Origin of the sequence: Halomonas denitrificans (assembly GCA_019800895.1) — a bacterium.
GTDB lineage: Bacteria > Pseudomonadota > Gammaproteobacteria > Xanthomonadales > Wenzhouxiangellaceae.
The window spans coordinates 334169-354782 of the sequence record JAHVKF010000002.1; the positions used below are offsets into that span (position 1 = coordinate 334169).

Annotated in this window: 15 protein-coding genes; 3 read left to right on the forward strand and 12 right to left on the reverse strand. The window is 68.5% G+C overall.

The features are described 5' to 3' along the window. Positions 1-116: 116 nt before the first annotated feature. A complete protein-coding gene (polA, locus tag KUV67_05635) occupies positions 117-2840 on the reverse strand; it encodes a DNA polymerase I (protein ID MBY6204351.1) in 2724 nt (907 codons plus the stop codon). Between the two features lie 123 nt (positions 2841-2963). Between polA and KUV67_05640 the strand changes: the two genes are divergently transcribed. Beyond that, positions 2964-3326: a DUF2782 domain-containing protein gene (locus KUV67_05640; protein MBY6204352.1), complete on the forward strand. Its 363-nt coding sequence runs from the start codon at positions 2964-2966 to the stop codon at positions 3324-3326. 46 nt (positions 3327-3372) lie between these two features. Here KUV67_05640 and aroE read toward each other — a convergent pair whose 3' ends face one another. The 10 genes from aroE to KUV67_05690 all read right to left on the reverse strand — a co-directional run bounded on the left by aroE (position 3373) and on the right by KUV67_05690 (position 17713). Continuing rightward, positions 3373-4203, reverse strand: a complete 831-nt coding sequence (gene aroE / locus KUV67_05645; protein ID MBY6204353.1) for a shikimate dehydrogenase — start codon at positions 4201-4203, stop codon at positions 3373-3375. Beyond that, positions 4200-5189, reverse strand: coding sequence for a porphobilinogen synthase (gene hemB, locus KUV67_05650; GenBank protein ID MBY6204354.1), 990 nt, complete (start codon positions 5187-5189; stop codon positions 4200-4202). Before hemB ends, aroE begins: the two co-directional genes overlap by 4 nt. Before the next feature lie 97 nt (positions 5190-5286). Continuing rightward, on the reverse strand, positions 5287-7125 hold the full coding sequence (locus tag KUV67_05655; protein ID MBY6204355.1) for an SLC13 family permease: 1839 nt from the start codon (positions 7123-7125) through the stop codon (positions 5287-5289). A gap of 153 nt (positions 7126-7278) precedes the next feature. Then, the gene (argH, locus tag KUV67_05660) at positions 7279-8586 is read right to left on the reverse strand and encodes an argininosuccinate lyase (protein MBY6204356.1); all 1308 of its coding nucleotides are present in this window, start codon (positions 8584-8586) and stop codon (positions 7279-7281) included. Then, a complete protein-coding gene (argC, locus tag KUV67_05665) occupies positions 8583-9563 on the reverse strand; it encodes an N-acetyl-gamma-glutamyl-phosphate reductase (GenBank protein MBY6204357.1) in 981 nt (326 codons plus the stop codon). The genes argH and argC overlap by 4 nt, the downstream gene beginning before the upstream one ends. Before the next feature lie 192 nt (positions 9564-9755). After that, complete coding sequence (locus tag KUV67_05670; GenBank protein ID MBY6204358.1) at positions 9756-11093, reverse strand: acetylglutamate kinase; 1338 nt, start codon at positions 11091-11093, stop codon at positions 9756-9758. Next, entirely contained in the window at positions 11090-12223 is a 1134-nt protein-coding gene (locus KUV67_05675) for an acetylornithine deacetylase (GenBank protein MBY6204359.1), read from the reverse strand. Before KUV67_05675 ends, KUV67_05670 begins: the two co-directional genes overlap by 4 nt. Next, positions 12220-13416, reverse strand: coding sequence for an argininosuccinate synthase (locus tag KUV67_05680; GenBank protein MBY6204360.1), 1197 nt, complete (start codon positions 13414-13416; stop codon positions 12220-12222). The genes KUV67_05675 and KUV67_05680 overlap by 4 nt, the downstream gene beginning before the upstream one ends. A gap of 630 nt (positions 13417-14046) precedes the next feature. Next, complete coding sequence (locus KUV67_05685) at positions 14047-15045, reverse strand: N-acetylornithine carbamoyltransferase (GenBank protein ID MBY6204361.1); 999 nt, start codon at positions 15043-15045, stop codon at positions 14047-14049. Between the two features lie 268 nt (positions 15046-15313). After that, the gene (locus tag KUV67_05690; protein MBY6204362.1) at positions 15314-17713 is read right to left on the reverse strand and encodes an EAL domain-containing protein; all 2400 of its coding nucleotides are present in this window, start codon (positions 17711-17713) and stop codon (positions 15314-15316) included. On the opposite strand from KUV67_05690, the gene KUV67_05695 reads away from it, so the two are divergent. Further along, complete coding sequence (locus KUV67_05695; GenBank protein ID MBY6204363.1) at positions 17712-18158, forward strand: hypothetical protein; 447 nt, start codon at positions 17712-17714, stop codon at positions 18156-18158. The genes KUV67_05690 and KUV67_05695 overlap by 2 nt on opposite strands. A gap of 12 nt (positions 18159-18170) precedes the next feature. Next, positions 18171-18974, forward strand: coding sequence for a TatD family hydrolase (locus KUV67_05700; GenBank protein ID MBY6204364.1), 804 nt, complete (start codon positions 18171-18173; stop codon positions 18972-18974). Positions 18975-19404: 430 nt separating this feature from the next. On the opposite strand, the gene KUV67_05705 is transcribed toward KUV67_05700, so the two are convergent. Further along, a complete protein-coding gene (locus tag KUV67_05705) occupies positions 19405-20550 on the reverse strand; it encodes an acyl-CoA desaturase (GenBank protein MBY6204365.1) in 1146 nt (381 codons plus the stop codon). Positions 20551-20614: the final 64 nt, after the last annotated feature.

Below are 20614 nucleotides of genomic sequence, written 5' to 3' on the forward strand. Positions count from 1 at the left end.
TCTGATCCGGGTTGGCCGGTTCCCGCCGTCAGCCACGCCTGACGGGGGCTCGCAGGGAGTCACCCGGGAAGTGCCCGGGCACCTTTCGGCACAGGGGATCGGGAACCGCTCCCCGGCTAGTGAGCGCTTTCCCAGTCCTCGCCGACGCCCACTTCGACCAGCAGGTCCACCGCCAGCTCGGCCGCCGACTCCATCCGCTCGGTGATGCCGGCGCGGACTTCATCGATCGCGTCCTCGCGCACTTCGAGGACCAGTTCGTCGTGGACCTGCATGATCAGCCGGGCCGGGGCGTCCTGGCCGCTCAGCCAGCCATCGACGTCGATCATCGCGCGCTTGATGATGTCGGCCGCCGTGCCCTGCAGCGGGGCATTGATCGCCGCGCGTTCAGCGGCCTGCTGTCGCTGACGGTTGCGCGACCGGATCTCGGCCAACCACAGGCGCCGCCCGGCGAGGGTTTCGACGTAGCCGTCCTTCTTCGCCTGCCTGCGGGTCGCGTCCATGAACTCGCGCACGCCCGGATAGCGGGCGAAGTAGGTGTCGATGTACTCCGACGCGGTGTCGCGGTCGGTCTCCAGCTGTTTCGCCAGCCCCCACGCGCTCATGCCGTACATCAGGCCGAAATTGATCGCCTTGGCCGCGCGCCGCTGGTCGCCGTCCACCTCGTCGACGGCGCGCCCGAACACCTCGGCCGCGGTCGCGCGGTGGATGTCCTCGCCGGCGGCGAACGCGCGCTTGAGGCCGTCGTCGCCGGACAGGTGGGCCATGATCCGAAGCTCGATCTGCGAATAGTCGGCGGCCAGCACCTTCCAGCCCTCGGGCGCGACGAAGGCCTTGCGGATGCGTCGACCCTGCTCGGTGCGGATCGGGATGTTCTGCAGGTTCGGGTCGGTCGAGGACAGACGGCCCGTCGCCGTGCTGGCCTGGTGGTAGTGGGTGTGGATCCGGCCCGTGTCGTCGCGCACCTTCTCCGGCAGGCGATCGGTGTAGGTGCTCTTGAGCTTCGACAGGCCGCGATGCTCGAGAATCAGCCGCGGCAGCTCGTGCTCGGCGGCCAGCTCCTGGAGCACGTCCTCGGCGGTCGACGGCTGCCCCTTCGGCGTCTTGCGCACGACGGGAATCTCGAGCTTCTCGAACAGGATTTCCTGCAGCTGCTTCGGCGAGCCCAGGTTGAACTCGCCCCCGGCAGCCTTCCACGCCTGCTCCTGGATCGCGTCCATGCGCTCGGCGAGCTCGGCGCTCTGGGCGGCGAGCCGGTCGGCATCGATCAGCACCCCGGTACGTTCCATCCGCGCGAGGACCCCGATCAGCGGGATCTCCAGGTCGCGGTAGACGTCGCGCACCCGCTCGGTCTTCGACAGGTCCGGCCACAGGCTGCGATGCAGCGCGATACACACCTCCGCGTCCTCGCCGGCGTATTCGGCGGCCTGGGCGACCGGCACCCGGTCGAAGGTGACCTGCTGCTTGCCCTTCCCTGCGACCTGCTCGTAGGGGATGGTGGTCCGTCCGAGGTAGCGTCCGGCCAGCGAGTCCAGGTCGTGACGGGTGGCGGTCGCGTTGTAGCAGTACGACTCGAGCATCGTGTCATGGGCCACGCCGGCCAGCGTCACGCCGGCCCGGTCGAGCACGTTGAGGTCGTACTTGGTGTGGTGGGCGAGCTTCGGCCGGTCGGCATCTTCCAGCACCGGCTTCAGCGCCTCGATCGCCTCGTCGCGATCGAATTCCGTGTCCTGGTCGACGTGACCGACCGGCACGTACCACGCGCGACCGGGCTCGACGGCAAAGGAGAAACCGACCAGGTCGGCGTCGAGCGGCTCGAGGCTTGTCGTCTCCGTGTCGAAGGCGATCAGCTCGGCCGCGCCCAGGACCTCGACCAGTGCATCGAGCTGCGCCCGGGTGGTCACGGTCTCGACCTCGACCGCCGCGTCGCCCGATGCGGGACCCGCGCCGTCGGAACCTTCGCTCTCCTCACCGCCTTCGTCCAACTGGCGCAGCCAGGTCGTGAAGCCGAAGCGCTTGAGCAGGTCGGCCAGCCGGTCGTGCTCGGGCTCCGCGGGGGCCAGCGCATCGAGGTCGAAGTCCAGTTCGACATCGTCCTTCAGGGCAACGAGCCGGCGCGACAGCGGCAGCTGGTCCAGGGCCGCGCGCAGGTTCTCGCCGATCTTGCCGCCGATGTCGTCGGCGTTCTCGATCACTCCTTCGAGATCGCCGTACTTGTCCAGCCACTTCGCCGCGGTCTTGGGGCCGCATTTCTCGACCCCGGGAATGTTGTCCGAGGCATCGCCGGTCAGGGCCAGGAAATCGCCGACCCGCTCGGGTCCGACGCCGAATTTCTCCCGCACGGCCTCGGGGTCGTAGCGCTTGTCCTGCATCGTGTCCTCGAGAACCACGCCGTCGCCGACCAGCTGGGCCAGGTCCTTGTCGCCCGACGAGATCAGCACCGGCCGGCCCGCGGCCCGTGCCCGGCGGACCAGCGTGGCGATCACGTCGTCGGCCTCGACGCCCTCGATCGCCACGCGCGGCACGCCGAGCGCATCGATGAGTTCGTGCAACGGTTCGATCTGGCGCCGGAGGTCGTCGGGCATCGACGGTCGATTGGCCTTGTAATCGGCATAGGCCTCGTGACGGAAGGTCCTGCCCGGCGCATCGAAGATCACCACCAGGCCGGCCGGCGACCGCTCCTTGACCAGCCGCCGGATCATGTTCGCCACACCGAAGATGGCGCCGGTCGGTTGGCCGTCGGCTGCGGTCAGGCTGGGCAGGGCGTGGAAGGCGCGGTAGAGATAGGACGAGCCGTCCACGAGGCAGAGGATTCCGGCGTCGCGTTCGTCGGATGCGGACATTGCGGTTTCGCGGCGTGATCGAACCGCCATGATACGCGCGCCGACTCGATGCCAGGTCGGGGTCTGCTATCCTTTCCCCGACAGCGAAGGGCAATGATCAAGGGGCCTCAACGGGAGCACGCCATGAACCGGTTCTTCATCCACTGCGTCGTCTCGACCGGCCTCCTGGTCGCGGGTACGGCGGCTCTCGCCCAGCAGTCGCCGCCCCCGTCGGACGCCCCGCCGCCTCCGCCGATCCGTGAACCGCTGCCGCCGAAGGTCAGCGAGCCCGAAGACGAATTCCAGCCCGGCGTGGTGATTCGCCAGGAAGACGGTCGAACGGTCGAGGAGTACAGCACCGGCGGCCGGGTGTACATGGTCCGCATCACGCCGGCCGTGGGCCCGCCCTACTACCTGGTCGATACCACCGGCGACGGCCTGCTGGACCTTCGCCACGAGACCTTCGAGCCGGTCAAGCCGGTGTACTGGAAGCTGTTCGAGTGGTGATCGCGCGCGGCGCGAAGGCACCCCGCCCGCGGCGCCCGGCGCGCGTTCACTCCGGCGTGTCGTAGAACGATTCCGTCGCCGGCCGCTGGCCGGTGAATCGCTCGAAGGCCAGCGCGGCCTGTTCGACCAGCATTCCCCACCCGCCGAAGCAGCGCACCCGGTTCAGCGCGCACCAGTGCGCGAACGGCGCATGTGCGGGACCGTAGTTGAGGTCGTAGGCCGCCGCATCGGCGACCAGCCACTCGCGATCCAGCCTCGGCGCCTCGCCCTGGTGGCCAAGGCTGGTGCACTGGACGACGCACTCGAAGGCACCGGCGGTCAGCCCGCCTTCGAAATCGAACACTTCGACGGGAATGCCCGCGTCGCGCACGCGACTCGCCAGCGCCTCGGCGGGCTGCGGGCTGCGGTTGACGATGCCGATCCGTGCGGGACCGCGTTCGATCAACGCGCCGAGCACGCCGGCCGCCGCGCCGCCGGCGCCGACGATGAGCAAGCGCGAACCGGCGACGTCGAGGCCGAGCCGATCGAGGTCGGCGACCAGGCCGGCGCCGTCCGTGTTGTCGGCCCGCCAGCCTTCGTCGTGCAGGGTCAGGGTGTTGCAGGCGCCGGCCTGGCGGGCCGCCGGCGACGCGGCCCGGGCCAGGGCCAGGCCCTCGGCCTTCAGCGGCACGGTGAGGTTGCAGCCCGTTCCCCCGGCGTCGCGGAACCGCTCGAGCGCATCGGACAACCCCCCGGACGGGCAATCGACGGCTCGGTAGTCGACTTCCAGCCCCAGCGCCGCGGCGAAGCGGGCGTGGATGCCGGGCGAGCGCGAATGCTCGACCGGGTGCCCGAACACGGCCAGGCGGATCGGGTCGGACGTCGACGCGGCGCTCATCCGGCCAGCCAGGCGGCCGCGTCCAGCGCGTGGTAGGTCAGGATGCCGTCGGCGCCGGCCCGGCGGATCGCGGTCAGGCTCTCGAGCACCACCTTCCGCTCGTCCAGCCAGCCGTTGGCCGCGGCGGCCTTGAGCATGGCGTACTCGCCGGAGACGTTGTAGGCGAAGGTCGGCACGCCGAACTCGGCGCGCACGTCGGCGATCACGTCGAGATACGGCAGGGCCGGCTTGACCATCACCCAGTCGGCGCCCTCGTCGAGGTCCAGCGCGACCTCGCGCAGCGCCTCGTCGCGGTTGCCCGGGTCCATCTGGTAGGTCTCCTTGCCGCCGGCGCCGAGATGGGCCGCCGAGCCGACCGCGTCGCGGAAGGGACCGTAGAACGCCGAGGCGTACTTCGCCGCGTAGCTCAGGATGATCGTGTCGCGATGCCCGTCCCGTTCCAGCCGGTCGCGGATCGCGCCGATCCGCCCGTCCATCATGTCCGAGGGCGCGACGATGTCGGCGCCGGCCGCGGCGTGGCTGGCGGCCTGGCGGACCAGGGCCTCCACGGTCTCGTCGTTGAGTATGCGGCCCGTGTCGTCGAGCAGGCCGTCCTGGCCGTGCGAGGTGTAGGGATCCAGCGCCACGTCGGTCATCACGCCGAGTTCCGGAAAGCGCTCCTTGATCGCGGCCACCGTGCGCGGCACGAGGCCGTCGTCGGCCCAGGCCGCCTCGGCGGAGTCGGACTTGAGCTCGGCCCCGATGACGGGAAACAGCGCGATGGCCGGAATGCCGGCGTCGACCACGCGTTCGCAGGTCGCCAGCAGGGGTTCGAGGCCCTGGCGCTCGACGCCCGGCATCGACGGCACCGCCTCGGTGCCCCGCTGCCGGTCGAGCACGAACACCGGGTAGATGAAGTCGGAAGCGTCCAGGCGGGTCTCCCGGACCAGGCGGCGTGCGAAGTCGTTGGCGCGCGAGCGGCGCATGCGGGTCAGCGGATACGGCATCGTCGGGACTCTTCGGAATCGCGGCACGTTAGTGTAGCGCGGGGGTCGGACCCGGACGGTCGCTGGACCGCCAGTGAACGAACGGTCTTCGGTCCGATCAGAACACCAGGTTGATCATCAACAGCATGGCGGTCACGTAGACCACGCTCATCAGGCCGCCGACACGCATGTAGTCGCGCACCTTGTACCCGCCGGGTCCCATGATCAGGGCATTGACCGGATGGGTGGGCAGGATGAACGCGTTGGACGTGCCCAGCGCGATGATCAGCGCATACACCGCCGGGTTGGCGCCGGTGGCCAGCGCGATGTTGATCGAGATCGGCACCAGCAGCACCGTGGCCCCGACGTTCGACATCACCAGCGTGAACAGCGTGGCCAGGACCGCCAGCGCGATCTGCATGGTCAGGTCGCCGACGTCGCCGACCAGGCCCAGAGTCTGCTGGACCAGCCACGCGGCCGTACCGGTCGTCTCCATCGCGAAGCCCAGCGGAATCAGGCTGGCCATCAGGAACACGGTCTTCCAGCTGACCGCCTGGTAGGCCTCGTCCATGCTCAGCACGCCGGTCAGCACCATGCCGATCGCGCCGGCCATCAGCGCGATCGACAGGTTGAAGTCCAGGCCGAGGACCAGGAACATCGCCAGCGCGAAGAAGCTGACCGCGAACCCCACCTTCTGCGGCCGCTGCTCCTCCTTTGGAATGTCGGTGGCGACGATGAAGTCCTTGTCCCGGGCGACCGCGGACAGGTCGCGCCAGGTCGAGTGCGACACCAGGCAGTCGCCGACCTGGAGGATCTCCGAGCGAAGCCCGGTGCGAACGATGGCGTCGCCGCGATTGATGGCCAGCACCGAGATGCCGAACTTCGACCGCAGCCGCGCGTCCGCGATGGTCTGTCCGACCAGGCGCGATCCCGGCGGGATGACGACCTCGGAGATCCCGGCCCGGCTCGGGTTGAACAGGCTGCCGAAGGTCCGAAGGCGAGGCTGGAGACGGAGCTTGTTGTCGACCGCGAAGCGGCCGACCTGGTCCCGCGTGCCCATCACCCCGAGCACCGTGCCGACCCAGATCATTTCCTCGGCCGGCGGCGCCAGGCGCGGCTCGTCAGTGGACTGGATCGCCAGCAGCAGCGGCGCGCCGTCGAGCTGCTCGGCCTCGTTGACGCGCATGCCGACCAGCGGAGAGTCCACGGTCACCAGCAGTTCGTGGACGTCGCCGGTAATGCCGTAGACATCGGCGAAATAACTCTTCGTGCGACCGGGCGAAGCGGCCTTCTTGCCGCCGGTCTTGGGCAGCAGGCGGCGGCCGACCAACAGCGAATACAGCAGCGCGGCGATCAGCAGGGCGATGCCGATCGGGGTGACCGAGAACATCTCGAAGGGCTGGAGCGCCTCGGCGCCCGGGGGCAACGACCGGTTGGAGGTCTGGATCAGGTCGTTGAGCAGGATCAGCGGCGAGGAGCCGATCATGGTCAGCGTGCCGCCGACGATGGCGCAGAAGCCGATCGGGATCAGCATGCTGGAAAGGGGAATGTCGAGGCGGCTCGAGATCCGGCTGGTCACCGGCAGGAACAGCGCGGTCGCACCGGTGTTCTGCATGAAGCCCGAAACCACGCCGACGGTGCCGCAGAGCATCGCGATCACGCGGGATTCCGAGCGCCCGCCGTAGCGGACGATCGAAGCGGCGACCGTGTTCATCACGCCCGTGCGGTCGAGCCCGGCGCCGAGCACCATCACCGCGATCACCGCGATGACGGCGTTGGACGCGAAGCCGTCGAACAGCTGGTCGCCCGGGACCAGTCCGAACAAGCCGACCAGGACCATGATCGAGATCGCGGCAATGTCGATGCGGACGATCTCGGTGGCGAAGGCGAAGATGGTCAAGCCCAGCAGGGCGAGCACCAGCAGCATGTCGCCGGTCAGCGTCAGTTCGCCCTGCATCGCCCGTCGCTCATCGCTTGCCGTCGGTCATTCGGTGGTCGCTGGGTCATCGATCGCGGGTCACGCGTCCGTGGTCCTCCTCCCGATGGCCGTCGTCGGCCATCGATTGCACGATACCCGATCGACGGGCTGCCGTCGCGCCGCGCGCGGCACTCAGTCGTCGTCCTGCTGCAGCGCGTTCCAGCGCGCGCGGATGCGATCCAGGCCGAGGTTGCCGCAGCCGCCCAGGGAGACGCGCGCGGCCAGGCTGTCGCCGGGCGATCGTTGTTCGAGCGCGGCAAGTTCGTCGCCGACCCGCCGGTAGGCGTCGCGGAACGACAGGCCCTCGGCAACCAGTTCGTTGGCGCGGTCGGTCGCGAACTGGGCCGGCGTCACCGCCGCGGCCATTCGCTCGCGGTTCCAGTCCAGGCCCGCAAGCAGCCCGGGGACCAGGGCCAGGCCCTCGAGCCCGCGCGCGAAGGCCCGCAGGACCGGCGGCTTGGTGTCCTGCAGGTCGCGCTGGTAGCCCGAGGGCAGCGACAGCACCGATTCCAGCTCGGCCCGCGCGCCGATCACGGTGGCATGCAGCGCGCGCAGCAGTTCGACGGCGTCCGGATTGTGCTTGTTCGGCATGATCGACGAGCCGGTACAGAACGCGTCCGGGACCCGGGCGAAGTCGAACTCCTGGCTGGCGAACAGGCTCAGGTCCCAGGAAAGGCGCCGCAGGTCGCCGGTGGCCGCGGAGAGCGCGTCGAGCGCCCGCAGTTCGGCCTTGCCGCGCTGGGCCTGGGCGTTCTGCGGATTGACCACGAGGCGGGCGAAACCCAGTTCGCGCGCCACGCCGTCGCGGTCCAGCGCCAGGTTGACGCCGAACCCAGAGGCGGTCCCCAGCGGGCTGGCGTTCAGGTGCTCGCCGATCGCCTTCGCCAGTTCCGCGTCGTCGACGAAGGCCTCGGCGTGGCCGGCCCACCAGAGGCCCAGGGAGCTCGGCATGGCCTGCTGCAGGTGCGTGTGGCCGGGCAACGGCACGTCGGCTTCCCGTTCCGCGCGGTCCAGCGCCACATCCGCGATCGCCAGCGCGATTTCGCGCAAGCGATCGAGCCGGTCGAGCAGGTACAGCCTGAGCGCCACCGCGACCTGGTCGTTGCGCGAGCGCCCGGCGTGAATCCGCTTTCCGGTTTCGCCCAGGCGCTCGGTCAACCAGGTCTCGATCGCCGAGTGGCCGTCCTCGAACCGCTCGTCGAGCACGAAATCGCCGGCGGCGAAGGCCTCGGCCAGGGCGTCGAGCTCGCGACCGATCGCGCCGGCCTGCTCGTCGGACAGCAGACCGATGCGCGCCAGCCCGCGGGCATGGGCGCGACTGGCCCGGATATCGAACGGCAGCAGCTCGCGATCGAGGACCACGTCCTGTCCGGCCAGGAACCGCATCACGGCCTCCGGCACCGCCGCACTCGCACTCTTCTTCCAGATCGGCTCGCTCATGCAAGGTCCTCCAGTCCGTTCCGTTCAGGCAGGCCGAGCGCGCAGTTGAGGTTCTGCAATGCCTGGCCGGCCGCACCCTTGAGCAGGTTGTCGAGGACCACCACCCAGGTCGCCCGGTGACCGTCGCGCTCGTCGACGGTGAAGCCGCCGATCGCCAGGCCGCAGGGGGGCACGGTACCGCAACGGAGGTCGCGCAATTCGGGCACCTCCGCGGCGGTCCGGACCAGCGGCTCGTCCTTGTAGACCGATGCGAAGCGCTCGCGCAGGCCGTCGGCCGTGACCGGCTCGGTCAGCACCGCCGAGATCGTCAGCGAAATGCCGCGGAAGAACGGCGCGACATGCGGGTGGAAGCGGACCGGCCGGCCGAGATGGGCACCGATCTCGCGCTCGTGCACATGCCCCGCCAGCGCGTACGGAATCAGGTTGTCCTTCAGCCGATCCGGGTCGTTGCGCGGCGACGGCGTTCGTCCGGCGCCGCTGTAGCCCGACACGCCGAACACCACCGGCGGCGCGGCCAGCGCATCGCGGACCGGCAGCAGGCCGAACTGCGCGCCGGTGGCGTAGCAACCGGGGTTGCTGATGCGCCGGGCGCCGGCCAAAGCGGCGCGATTGAACTCGGTCAGGCCGTAGACCCAGTCGGTGTCGAAGCGGTGATCGGCGCCGAAGTCGAGGATGACCGCGTCGGGATGCGCGGCTTCGATCGCACCCACCCACGGCGCGCTGGCCCCGTTCGGCACGGCCAGCGCCCAGACATCGGCGTCGACCTCGGCCACGTCGGCGGGCTCCAGCGCGACGAAGGCCTGCGCGGGATCGGGCCAGCCCTCGACCTCCCCGGCGATCGGCTGTCCGGCCTGCGCACCGCTGGACGCGACGGCGAGTTCGATCGCCGGATGATCCAGCAGCAAGCGAAGCAGCTCGCGCCCGGTGTAGCCCCGCCCCCCGATCAGCGCCAGACGATGTTGCTTTCGTTCGATCATCGTGCCCGCATCCTCGAGGACCTCTTTACCGCAGATGAACGCAGATGAACACAGATTGGAAGGCAACTGCCGAAGAGCTGCATTGAAGAGCCGACCTCGGGGGGCTGGGCCGGCCGACCGGCGAACAGTTCGAACGGCGGTCCGATTTTCGATCTGCGTCCAACTGCGTTCATCTGCGGTTCCTTTCGCCTTTCAGCACACACTGGCGTTCTCGACCCAGCCCGAGTCGCGGCCGGCGGCGTCGTCGACGAGGGCCGCTCGCTGCTCCGGCGATTCGATGCCGATCGTGTAGACGACCCAGCCGCCGCGGCGATCGCAGGTGTCGGCCTGTTGAAAGTACCAGCCGGCGATCGGATTGTTGGCCCGGGCGCGCCAGTACATGGCCGGGCAGCGCGCGCGAAGCGCCTGCCAGAGCGCGGCACCCAGGCCTTCGCCGCGCGCTTCCGGGGTGACCACGATCTTGTCGAGGTAGGGCACGCCGTCGTGCCCTTCGAGAACCAGCGCCGCGGCACGGCCACTCTCGGCCAGGAACACCCCGAGCTGCTTGCGGCCTTCGAGCCAGTCCGGCCGCAGTTCGCGGTCGAAGCTGCCTACCAGCAACCGCTCGAAGCCCTCGCGACGGGCGCCCGGGATCGCGTCGAACCATTCGATCGCTTCGCCCTTGCGGACCAGCGTGCCGGCACCGGTGTGGGTGAACAGCTCGCGGGTCAGCTTGCCGGCCGAGGTGATCGACACGGAGGCCGACGGCGACAGCGGCTCGAGCATGTCGCGGATCTGCTGCAGCTTCAACTGCATGCCCGAGTGGACCCAATCCTGGCGAATCAGCGATTCGAAATCGTTCGTCAGGCTGATCGCGGAAATGACCCGCTGGTCCTCGTCGAGCAGGCCGCCGGTGGGGGTCAGGAAGATGATCTTGTACGGCTTGAGCGCCCAGACCAGTTCCCGCGTGGCGATGTCGGCGTTGATGTTCATGACCTGGCCGGCGCGGGTCTCGCCAAGGCAGGCCACAACGGGCAGCGCGCCGGCCGACACCGAGCCGCGGATCGAATCGAGGTCCACCGATTGCACCTGGCCGACCAGGCCGAGCTTCTCGCGATCGGCGAAATCGCATTCGAACACGCCGTGCAGCAGCCCGCGTGCGCGCACGCCATGGCGCTCCAGCGCGTCGACCAGCTTCGCGTTCTCGCGGTAGATCACCGGCCGCGCCACGGCCATGACCTCCTCCGTGGTCACCCGGAGGCCGTCGTGCTTCTGCGATTCGATGCCCGCCTCGGCCAGCGCATCGTCGAGCTGTCGCCCGGCGCCGTGGAGCACGATCGGGTACAGGCCCAGACGATGAAGAAAGGCCAGCGCGGCAACCAGGTCATCGAGCTGATCGGCCAGGATGCCGCCGCCGACCTTGATCACGGCGAACCGCGTCTCGTTGACGCGCGAGAACTGCTCGAGATATTGCCGCGCCTCGCGCGAGGAGCCGAGCTGGCCGAGCAGTTCGACGACGGTGGACCGGACGATAGGATGCGCGTCGCTCATGGGTCGACGCCCTCGGCTGCACCTTCGACCAGCGCCCGGTAGTTCGAATACGCCGCATCGAGCTGGTCCAGTTCGACCCACTCGTCGACGATGTGGGCCTGCTCGATGTGTCCGGGCCCGCAGACGAGCGCGTCGAGTCCGGCCGCGGAGAACAGGGAGGCCTCGGTCCAGAAGTCGACGGACTCGGTGATCGCGAGCCCGTGGCGGTCCGCGAAGGCGCGAGCACCATCGGTGGTCTTCCCCGCGGCGGGCAGCGGCGGCCCGCTGAACGGAATCTGCCACTCTGCGCGTTCCTGTGCCCCCGCAAGGCCCGCGACCTCGTCGAACAGCGCCTCGTTGTCGCCGCCCGGTGCGAGCCGGGCGGACCAGTGCAGGTCGCAGCGGTCGGCGATCACGTTGCTCTTGATGCCGCCGGACACGGTGCCGATGTTGAAGCAGGTCGGGCGGCCCGCGTCGGCTTCCGCGCGGCAGCGGGCGAGCGCGGAGGCCATCCAGCGGCCGGCCGCGTGGACCGCCGAGTCCTCCAGCGCGCGAAACTCGGACGAGTGTCCGGCAACGCCGCTGAATCGACCCTTCACCGACAGGTAACCGCGATGGGCCAGCACGGCCCGGTTGCCGGTCGGCTCGCAGACCACGGCGGTCGCATAGCCCTCTGCTCCGCCTGCTCCGATGAAGTTCTTGACGCAGCAACCGCCCGCCCCTTCTTCGTCAGAGGTGAACAGCAGGGCCATCGGCGCTTCGGTCGTCCGGGCGACCCGGAGCAGCGCCGCGGCAGCGCCCTTGATGTCGCAGCTCCCACGGCCCCAGGCCCGGCCGTCCCGGACCGTGAGCTCGAGCGGAGGCACCGACCAGCCTTCGCCGACCGGCACCGTGTCGAGGTGGCAGTTGAACAGCACCCGCGGCTCGCCGCGGCGCGCGTGCAGGCTGACGTGACCGTCGCCGTGATCCACGGTCTCGACCTCGAACCCGTCCGGCAGCGCGTCACGAACGTGCGCGTACATCGGCGAATCCGCCGTGATCGCGCGCGGCGGGTTCTGGCTGTCGTCGGCGATCAACACCGCCAGATGGCCGAGGATCGCTTCGAGATCGCTGCGGTTGCCGATACCGCTACTCCCGTACCCCACCGTCATTTCGACCGGACCTTGGCCGCCAGCGTCGAGGACTGCCCGACCAGCTTGACGAAGCCCTCGGCCTCCTCCGGTGTCCAGCTCGCCGACTGCGCATAGACCGCATCCGGATCGGCCAGCGTGTAGGGCGAATCGACCGCCACCGCCAGCAGGCTGCCGCCTTCAGTGGCCAGCCGGACTTCACCTGTCACGAAGCGATTGGCCGATTCCAGGTAGGCCTCGAGATCGGCCTTGTGCGGCTCGAAGAAGAACCCGGTGTAGACCAGCTCGGCCCAGCGCGCGGCGATCGTGTGTGCGAACTGGTTCTGCAGCTTGGTCTGGACGCTTTCGCTCAGCGCCCTGTGCGCCGCCATCAGCCCATCGATGCCGGGGCACTCGAACACGATCCGGCCCTTCAAGCCGATCGATACATCGCCCGTATAGAGATGACGACCGACGCCCCAGGCGCCGAGTTCGCGGTTCAGGCGCTCCAGCATGACCGGCCCGTCCAGCGTCTCGCCGTTCAGCGTGACGGCGCGGCCGGCGTCGAAGCCCAGCGTCCACTCCTGCTGTCCCTCCGGCCATTCGGCGCGCGGGCGACACCACACCCGCGTGTCGTCGGCCGGCGCCTCGAAGCGATCGATCTCCTGGCCGGAAAGCGTCACGCCCAGCAGGTTCTCGTTGATCGAGTACTTCGAAGACGAGGCAGGCACCTCGACGCCGGCTTCGGCCATGAGCTCGAGTTCATGGGCACGTACGTTCGAGGTTTCCCGCTGCAGCTCTCGGATCGGCGCATGGATGAGGTAGTCGCCGAGGCTGCGCACCGACTGGTCGAAGCGCAGCTGGTCGTTGCCCATGCCGGTGCAGCCGTGGGCGAAACGCTTCGTGCCCAGCCGGTCGGCCAGCTCCAGGCAGCGCTCGACGATTACGTAGCGGTCCGAGCACAGCATCGGATACTGGCCGAGCATCCGTGCCCCGCTCCACAACAGCGGAACCACGAACTGATCCCACAGCGCCGGTCCCGCGTCGAGCTCGTGGTGCTCGGCCGCGCCCAGCGATCGCGCACGATCGGCAATCCATCGCCTGTGCTCGGCAGACACGCCGCCGGTATCGACGAAGGCCGTGTGAACCTCGTAGCCCTGGTTCTTCAGCGCCAGCACGCAGTAGCTGGTGTCGAGGCCGCCGGAGAAGGCGAGGATGATCGATTGCTTGTTCATATATTTAGGATTCCGGGTCGTTGCAATGTTCTTGCCTTTCGATGGTTCAATCCGTTGAAATTCGTTTCGCCGCTGGCTGCGCCAGCTGATGCGAGTCCCTTTTGTCGCAGCAAAAGGAACCAAAAATGCTCGTGCCGGGAACGCGCCCGCTACGCGGGTTCCCTCGATTCTCGATCCGCGCGGGGGATTCCGAACTCGCTGCAGTCGCTGCGCTCCTTTCGCTCAGACATGCGGAATCCCTCCTTCCGCGCGGCCCTGCGAGTCTCGGCGCGTTCCAGGCAGAAGTGACCCAGCGCTGTTTCTTCCGCCATCGCCCCCAGCCCGCGATCCGGGACGATGGGAGGAAGCAAGCCGTCGAATCCGGCGCGGGTCGGCTCTTGACGTTTCCCGCCGTCAGCGCCGCCGAGAAGCGCAAGGGCGAGCGGAGAGAGGCCAAAAGGTGTCTGAGCGTAGCGAGTTCTTTTGGCCCCGCTCGCACCGAGCATCGCAGGGAACCCGCGCAGCGGGCGGCGATGTTCGCGCAGCGGTTTTGGGTACTTTTGACGCCACAAAAGTACCTCGCCATCAGCCTGCGAAGCAGGCGGGCGAAACACCATTGAGCTGAAGCCACCGCTAATGCAATGAGCCACATCAACCTCCCATCAACTTCAGCATCAACGCCTTCTGCACATGCAGCCGGTTCTCGGCCTCGTCGATGGCCACGCAGTAATCGGCATCCATCACCCCATCGGTGGCCTTGACGTTGCGGCGCAGCGGCAGGCAATGGCTGAAGCGGGCGTTGGCGGTCTTCGCCATCTTGGCCTCGTCGACGATGAAGTGCCTGTACTTCGCGTTCAGCGCCGACTGCTCGTCCGGCCGTCCGTAGAGCGGCAGGCAGCCCCAGCTCTTCGCATAGACGAAGTCCGCGCCGGTGTAGGCGTCGTCGATGTCGGTGGTCACGCGAAAGGCTCCGCCCGATGCGGCGGACTGCGCCTCGGCCGCGTCCATGTAGCGCGGATCGAGGCGGTAGGCGTCTTCGGGAATCAGCAGCGTGACATCCATGCCGAACTTGGTCGCGATCAGCAGGGCGGAATTCGCCACCGCCGTATTCAGGGGCCGCGGATGGTAGGTCCAGGTCAGCACGAACTTCTTTCCATCCGGTTCGTCGAGGTGATCCTGCACCGCTCGCATCAAGGCCAGCTCCTGGCACGGGTGGACGATCGTTTCCATGTTGATGACCGGTACCGTTGCGTGCGCGGCGAGCGCGCGGATCACCCGGTCCTCGCGGTCCACCGACCAGTCGCGGAACTGCGGGAAGGCGCGAATGGCGAGCGCATCGCAATAGCGCGACAGCACGCCGGCGACTTCCGCGATGTGCTCCTCGGCCGCCCCGTCCATGACCACACCGGGTTCGAATTCGATGCCCCAGGCCCCCTTGCCCGGTTCGAGGACGACCGCGTGCGCGCCGAGCTGGTAGGCGCCGATCTCGAAGGACGAACGGGTCCGCAGCGAGGGGTTGAGGAACAGCAACGCGATCGTCCTGCCGGCCAGGTCGCCTCGAACCGGCTGCCGGCGGATCTCGTCGGCCACGTCGATCAACGACTGCAGCTCTTCGCGTGAGTGGTCTTCGGTGGTCAGGAATTGCTTCATCGGCACTCTCGTTCGGGCAAAAAAAAACCCAGCCGGTGGGGGCTGGGTTCGGAAACGATTCTTGGTTCGAACGCGGGTCAGGCGTCAGGTTTCCGTCCAGCCAGGGTGCACGCAGCGGCGACGTCGCGACGATTCGCGGCGCAGCGTCTGCGGGGCTCGGGTGCGGGAGGAACGGTTCATGCCTGCAGGGTGCCACAAGCCGACGATGCAGACAAGCGGTTCGAGCGCTCGTTTCGGTGGTGCTCCGTGCGAAGCGATTCGCACTTCGTCACTGCACGGCAATCGCTGTCCGCTCTGCCCACGGGCGGTGGCCGGCCAGGATCTCGCGGATGGCATCCGGGCCGGAGGCTTCGAGAAACAGGTAGCCCTGGCCGAGCGGACAGCCGTAACTCCGCAGCGCTTCGAGTTGGGCCGGATGCTCGATGCCCTCTGCCACGGTGTCCAGGCGCAATGCGCTCGACAGGTTGCAGATGGTCCGGGTGATCGCCTGGTCATCGCGGTCGATCTCCAGGTCCCGAACGAATCCCTGGTCGATCTTGATCGTCGAAACCGGGAAGTTCTTGATGTAGGCCATGGACGAATAGCCGACCCCGAAATCGTCGACGACCAGCTTGAGACCGATCTCGTCGAGCTGATCGAGCACCGCGCGGTTTCGCGCCAGGTTCTCGATCAGCACGTCCTCGGTAATCTCGAGATGGACCTGGTCCGGCCGCAGGCCGGCCCGCTCGAGCATGTCCTGGAGCTCCGGCACGAACCGGGGTTCGCGGAATTGCGCACCGGAAATGTTGACGGCCAGCCATGGTCCGTGGCCGAACTCGCGGCACCAGCCGGCCAGGTCCTGGAAGGCCTGCCGAACCGCGAGCTGGCTGAGTCGGTGGACCAGGCCGGTTTCTTCCGCGACGCGGATGAAGTCACGCGGCGGGATGACCAGGCCGTCGGGCTGGGACCAGCGAAGCAGGGCTTCCACACCCCGCATCTGCAGGCTGCGCAGATCGACGATCGGCTGGTAGACGACCTGGAACTGGCCGGAGTCGATCGCGCTGCGGATATCCCGGCTCATGACCAGGCGCTGCTGCACGGCCCGGAACATCTCCGGGGTGAACTGGGCCACCTGGTTCCGACCGAGATGCTTGGCGCGGAACAACGCGGCGTCGGCGTTCTGCACCAGCTCCGACGGCGACTGCCGACCGTCGTAGAGCGCGAAGCCGATGCTCGCGGTGACGAACAGCTGGTGCTCGTCGAGCTGGAAGGCGTCGTTGAGGCAGCCGAGCAGGCCCTCGGCCAGGCGGCGGACGCCGCCGCCGGTGGCCCGCTCGGCGACGATCAGGAATTCGTCTCCACCGAGGCGACCGAGCCGGTCCGCCGGGTCCAGCGCGTCCCCGATCCGGCCCGGAAGCTGGCGCAGCAGCTCGTCGCCGAGGTGATGCCCCAGCGTCTCGTTGATGTCCTTGAACCGGTCCAGATCGAGATACAGCACGGCCAGTGCGCGGCCGGGCGTGAACCGCTGCAGCGCCTGGGAAAGCGATTCCAGCATGCCCTGCCGATTGGGCAGGCCGGTCAGCGAATCATGGGTCAGCAGGAACTCGAGCTCCTGCTCGGCCAGCTCGCGATCGTGGATCTCGTCGTTCAGCGTCCGGTTGGCCTGCTCCAGGCCCTGCGCCTGGCGCGCGGCGGCCATCGCCAGCAGCGCGGCGACCGAGACCAGCACGGCCAGCAACGAGCCGAGTCCGAGCACGGCCTGCGGCAGACCGGTGGCCAGCGCATCGCGCGTAGCGCGGCGCAGGGCGATGTCGAACTCGAAGGTGCTCTGGCCGTCGTCGAGCTGCACCGCGAGACTGCGCACGAAGGATCGCGATCGATCGACATCGCGGGCGCCCGGCGGAACCACGAACCGGGTGCCGGCGAAGCGGCCCTCGAGAACGACGTCGTCGAGGTAGTAGGCATCGAGAGCGGCCGCGACGGCCTCCGGCACCACCAGCACCGACGCGAGCCAGCGGACCGAGTCGTTCGCACCGCCGGCGCGGGACTCGATCGGCGTCATGAACAGCAGACCGGCCTGGCCGGTGCCGACCAGCAGCGGCTCGAGCACCATCGTTCCGGTTCCCGAGTCGGCCGCGGCCAGCCGTCGGCGAGCGCCGGTACCCACCGGCAGAGGCTGGCCTTCCTCCAGGCGCGCTGCCGTCCGACTCGCCAGCCAGCGAACTCGCAGATCGGCGTCGACCACCGCCAGCAGGTAGTAGTAGGGAAAATCGGCCATCAGCCGTTGCGCATCGGCGATCCAGGCCGCTCGATCGGGGGCGCTGCGCTGCGACAACCGGAGCGCCATGCGCTCGAGAATGGCGGACTGCTCGGCTGCGGCTCGTTCGAGGTCGGCCTCGACCTGCGCGACGATCGCGTCGAGGTGCCGATCCAGTGCGCGGGTCTCGGCCCGTTCCAGGGTGGCGTGGAGGCCGGCGGTCAGACCCAGCAGGACGACCAGCAGGAGCACCGCGATGGACCAGGAGAACCAGTTCGCGGCAGACCAGAATCCGGTGTGCGGCCGGGGCGCCATCGCTGCTAGCGCGCCGCGCGGGTGGTCGGGATGTGGGTCGGGGACATGGGCCGGCGGGTACGGAAAGACCGGAGTATAGCCGACCGCTGCCGGCCGGCCCCGGTACACTCGCGGCATGAAGGACTGGTTCGGCAATCGCCCGGCTGCACTGCTGATCGGGCTGGTGCTCGGGGTCGCGCTGCAGGAGACCCTGCGCACCGCAATCGATGCGTTCGTGCTGCTCGGCCAGCTCGGCCCGCGGCTGGTCGCGGGCCCGGAACGGATCGGCCCGACCGTGCTGCTGATCCTGATGCTCACGGCATTGCTCGGCGGCGCCGTTGCCGGACTGGTGACCGCACTCCTGTCCGGCGGACGGCGCACGGCAATCGCGGCGGGCGTGCTGCTTGCCGTACCGGCAGTGGCGCTGGCCGCGATCGCGCTCGAAGGCAGTGCACTGGCCGCCCTGCATGCCGTGCCGCCGGTCTGCGGAAGTGCGCTGGGCGCCCGACTCGCGCTGGGCGAGGAGGGCTGGGCGACGGCGACGCGAGCCCGACGCCGCGCGCGGCCGACCCGCAGCGAGTAGACTCCTGCGCCCATGGACTGGATCGACATCGGCCTGAATCTGGGCCACGAGAGCTTCCACGACGATTGGCCCGCGGTGCTCGACGCGGCGCACGCGGCCGGCGTCGTCCAGATGGTGCTGACCGGCGCTTCGGTGGCCGGCAGCGACCGAGCGCTGGCACTGGCCAGGGAACGGCCGCATGCGCTTTTTGCCACGGCCGGCGTACACCCCCACCTGGCCTCCGACCTGGACGATGAAGCCGTTCGTCACCTGGCCGCTCTGCATTGCGAGGACGCGGTCGTCGCGGTCGGCGAATGCGGACTGGACTATTTTCGCGACTTTTCACCACGCGACGACCAACGCGTCGCGTTCGAGCGCCAGCTGGAACTCGCCGTCGCCTGCGGCAAGCCCGCCTTCCTCCACCAGCGCGACGCCCATGACGACTTCGTTTCGCTACTGCGCGACTATCGGCACCGGATCGGACCGGTGGTCGTGCACTGCTTCACCGACTCCCGCCGCGCGCTCTTCGACTACCTCGATCTCGACTGCCACATCGGCATCACCGGCTGGGTGTGCGACGAACGAAGGGGGCTCGCGTTGAAGGAACTGGTGCCGGAGATTCCGGATGACCGGCTGATGCTGGAAACCGACGCGCCCTACCTGAAGCCGCGCAACCTCCGACCGAAGCAGCGTACGCACCGGAACGAACCGCAATGGCTGCCGTGGATCGGCGGTGCGGTCGCGGCCCTGCGCGGCGTATCGCCGGAGCGTCTGGCCGAGCAGACCACGGCGAACGCGCGGGCGTTCTTCGGCCTGCCGAAGCCCGGTTCGACCTAGCGGGGCATACCGCTAACCGGGATCGACCGAAGAGAAGAAAATCGAAATCATGACCAGACCGCAGATGAACGCGGATTCACGCAGATTGAAGTCAAGAATCGACGATTCTGCGTCCGCGGTCTTGCCGCTTCGGGTTTCCTCGTTCCTGACCCTGCAGAACGCGAACCCGGCATCCGATGGCCGGACACTGTCCGCTGCTCGTAGACGAAGCCTGCGAACTCGCCTCAGGCGCCTTTGAGCGTGGCAAAGAAGAGTTGCTGCGCGAACGACCTCGAGCAATCGAGCTGGTCCGTACCGGAAGAATGGCTCGATAGCGATCTCGACAAAGGCCCTCTCGACCGACGCAGCGACGCTGTGCCCCGCCGGCAGGGATGCTCTTCATCTGCGTTCATCCGCGTTCATCTGCAATATGAAGGCGCGGTCGAACCGGTCAGGCCGTCTGCGGGCCCAGGCTGCGCGCGAGTGCACGCAGGCGCTTCTGCTGCATCTTCAGGCGATATTCGAGCTCGCGCACGCGGGTGTGCAGCTCCGTCCGCTGCCAGCGATCCTTGATCGCATCCGCACCGGCCTCGACGCGGCGCATCTGCACCGCCTGCCACTGGCCGATGGTGTCCTTGAACTGACCGAACTCCTGCTCGAAGCGTTCGCGCCAGGTCGCCGGCGCGTCGCCTTCGAGACGGCGCTGCAGGCGTTGGAACTGCAGCATCAACCGGGCACGGCGGATCCGGAAGGTCGGCGTACGCTTGCGGTCGTAGACCAGCCCGCACCAGGCCAGGACGTTGATCAGCCACTTGGACGGATCGTACTGCCACCAGCGGATGCCGTTGCGGTAGTCGGCCTGGAACGCGTGGTGGTAGTTGTGGTACCCCTCGCCCCAGGTCAGCAAGGCGATCATGCCGTTGTCGACCGCGGTGTTCTCCTCGCTGTACGGACGTCGACCCCAGGTGTGGGCCAGCGAGTTGATGAAGAAGGTGAAGTGGTGGCTGGCGACCAGGCGCAGCACGCCGGCCAGCAGGAACATGCCGATCCAGTCGCCGGTCATCCAGCCCAGCGCCAGCGGAATGCCGAGATTGGACACCCAGACCAGGGCCCAGTAGTACCGGTGCTGCCACATCACGATCGGATCGCGCTCCAGGTCGCGGACCTGACTGAAATCGACTTCGCTGGTCGGCCAGTTGCGCAGCATCCAGCCGATATGGGCATGCCAGAAGCCGGTCCTGATCGAGTGTGGATCGCGCTCGACGTCGTCGACGTGGCGATGATGGATGCGGTGGCGCGCGGCCCATACGTAGATGCTGTTCTGCAGCGCCATGCCGCCGAAAATCGCGAACGCGAGCCGGACCGGCCAGGCGGCCTTGAAGGTCCGGTGCGACCACATCCGGTGATAGCCGGTGGTGATGCTCATGCCGCCGAGCGCCAGCAGCACCGTCGCCGCGATCCACGCGGCGGGCGAGTACCCCTGGGTGATCCCCCACCAGGGGACGATCGTGATTGCGGCGAGATTGGTCAGCCCGAAGAACACCGCGCTGGACTTGACGAACGGCGGTTTGCTCGGGCGGGCTTGGGTCGAATGCATACGAATTTCCTGCGCTGTGACCGGCGCGGTTCGCGCGGGTCCGGGGGCGGAGTGCCACGCGTGG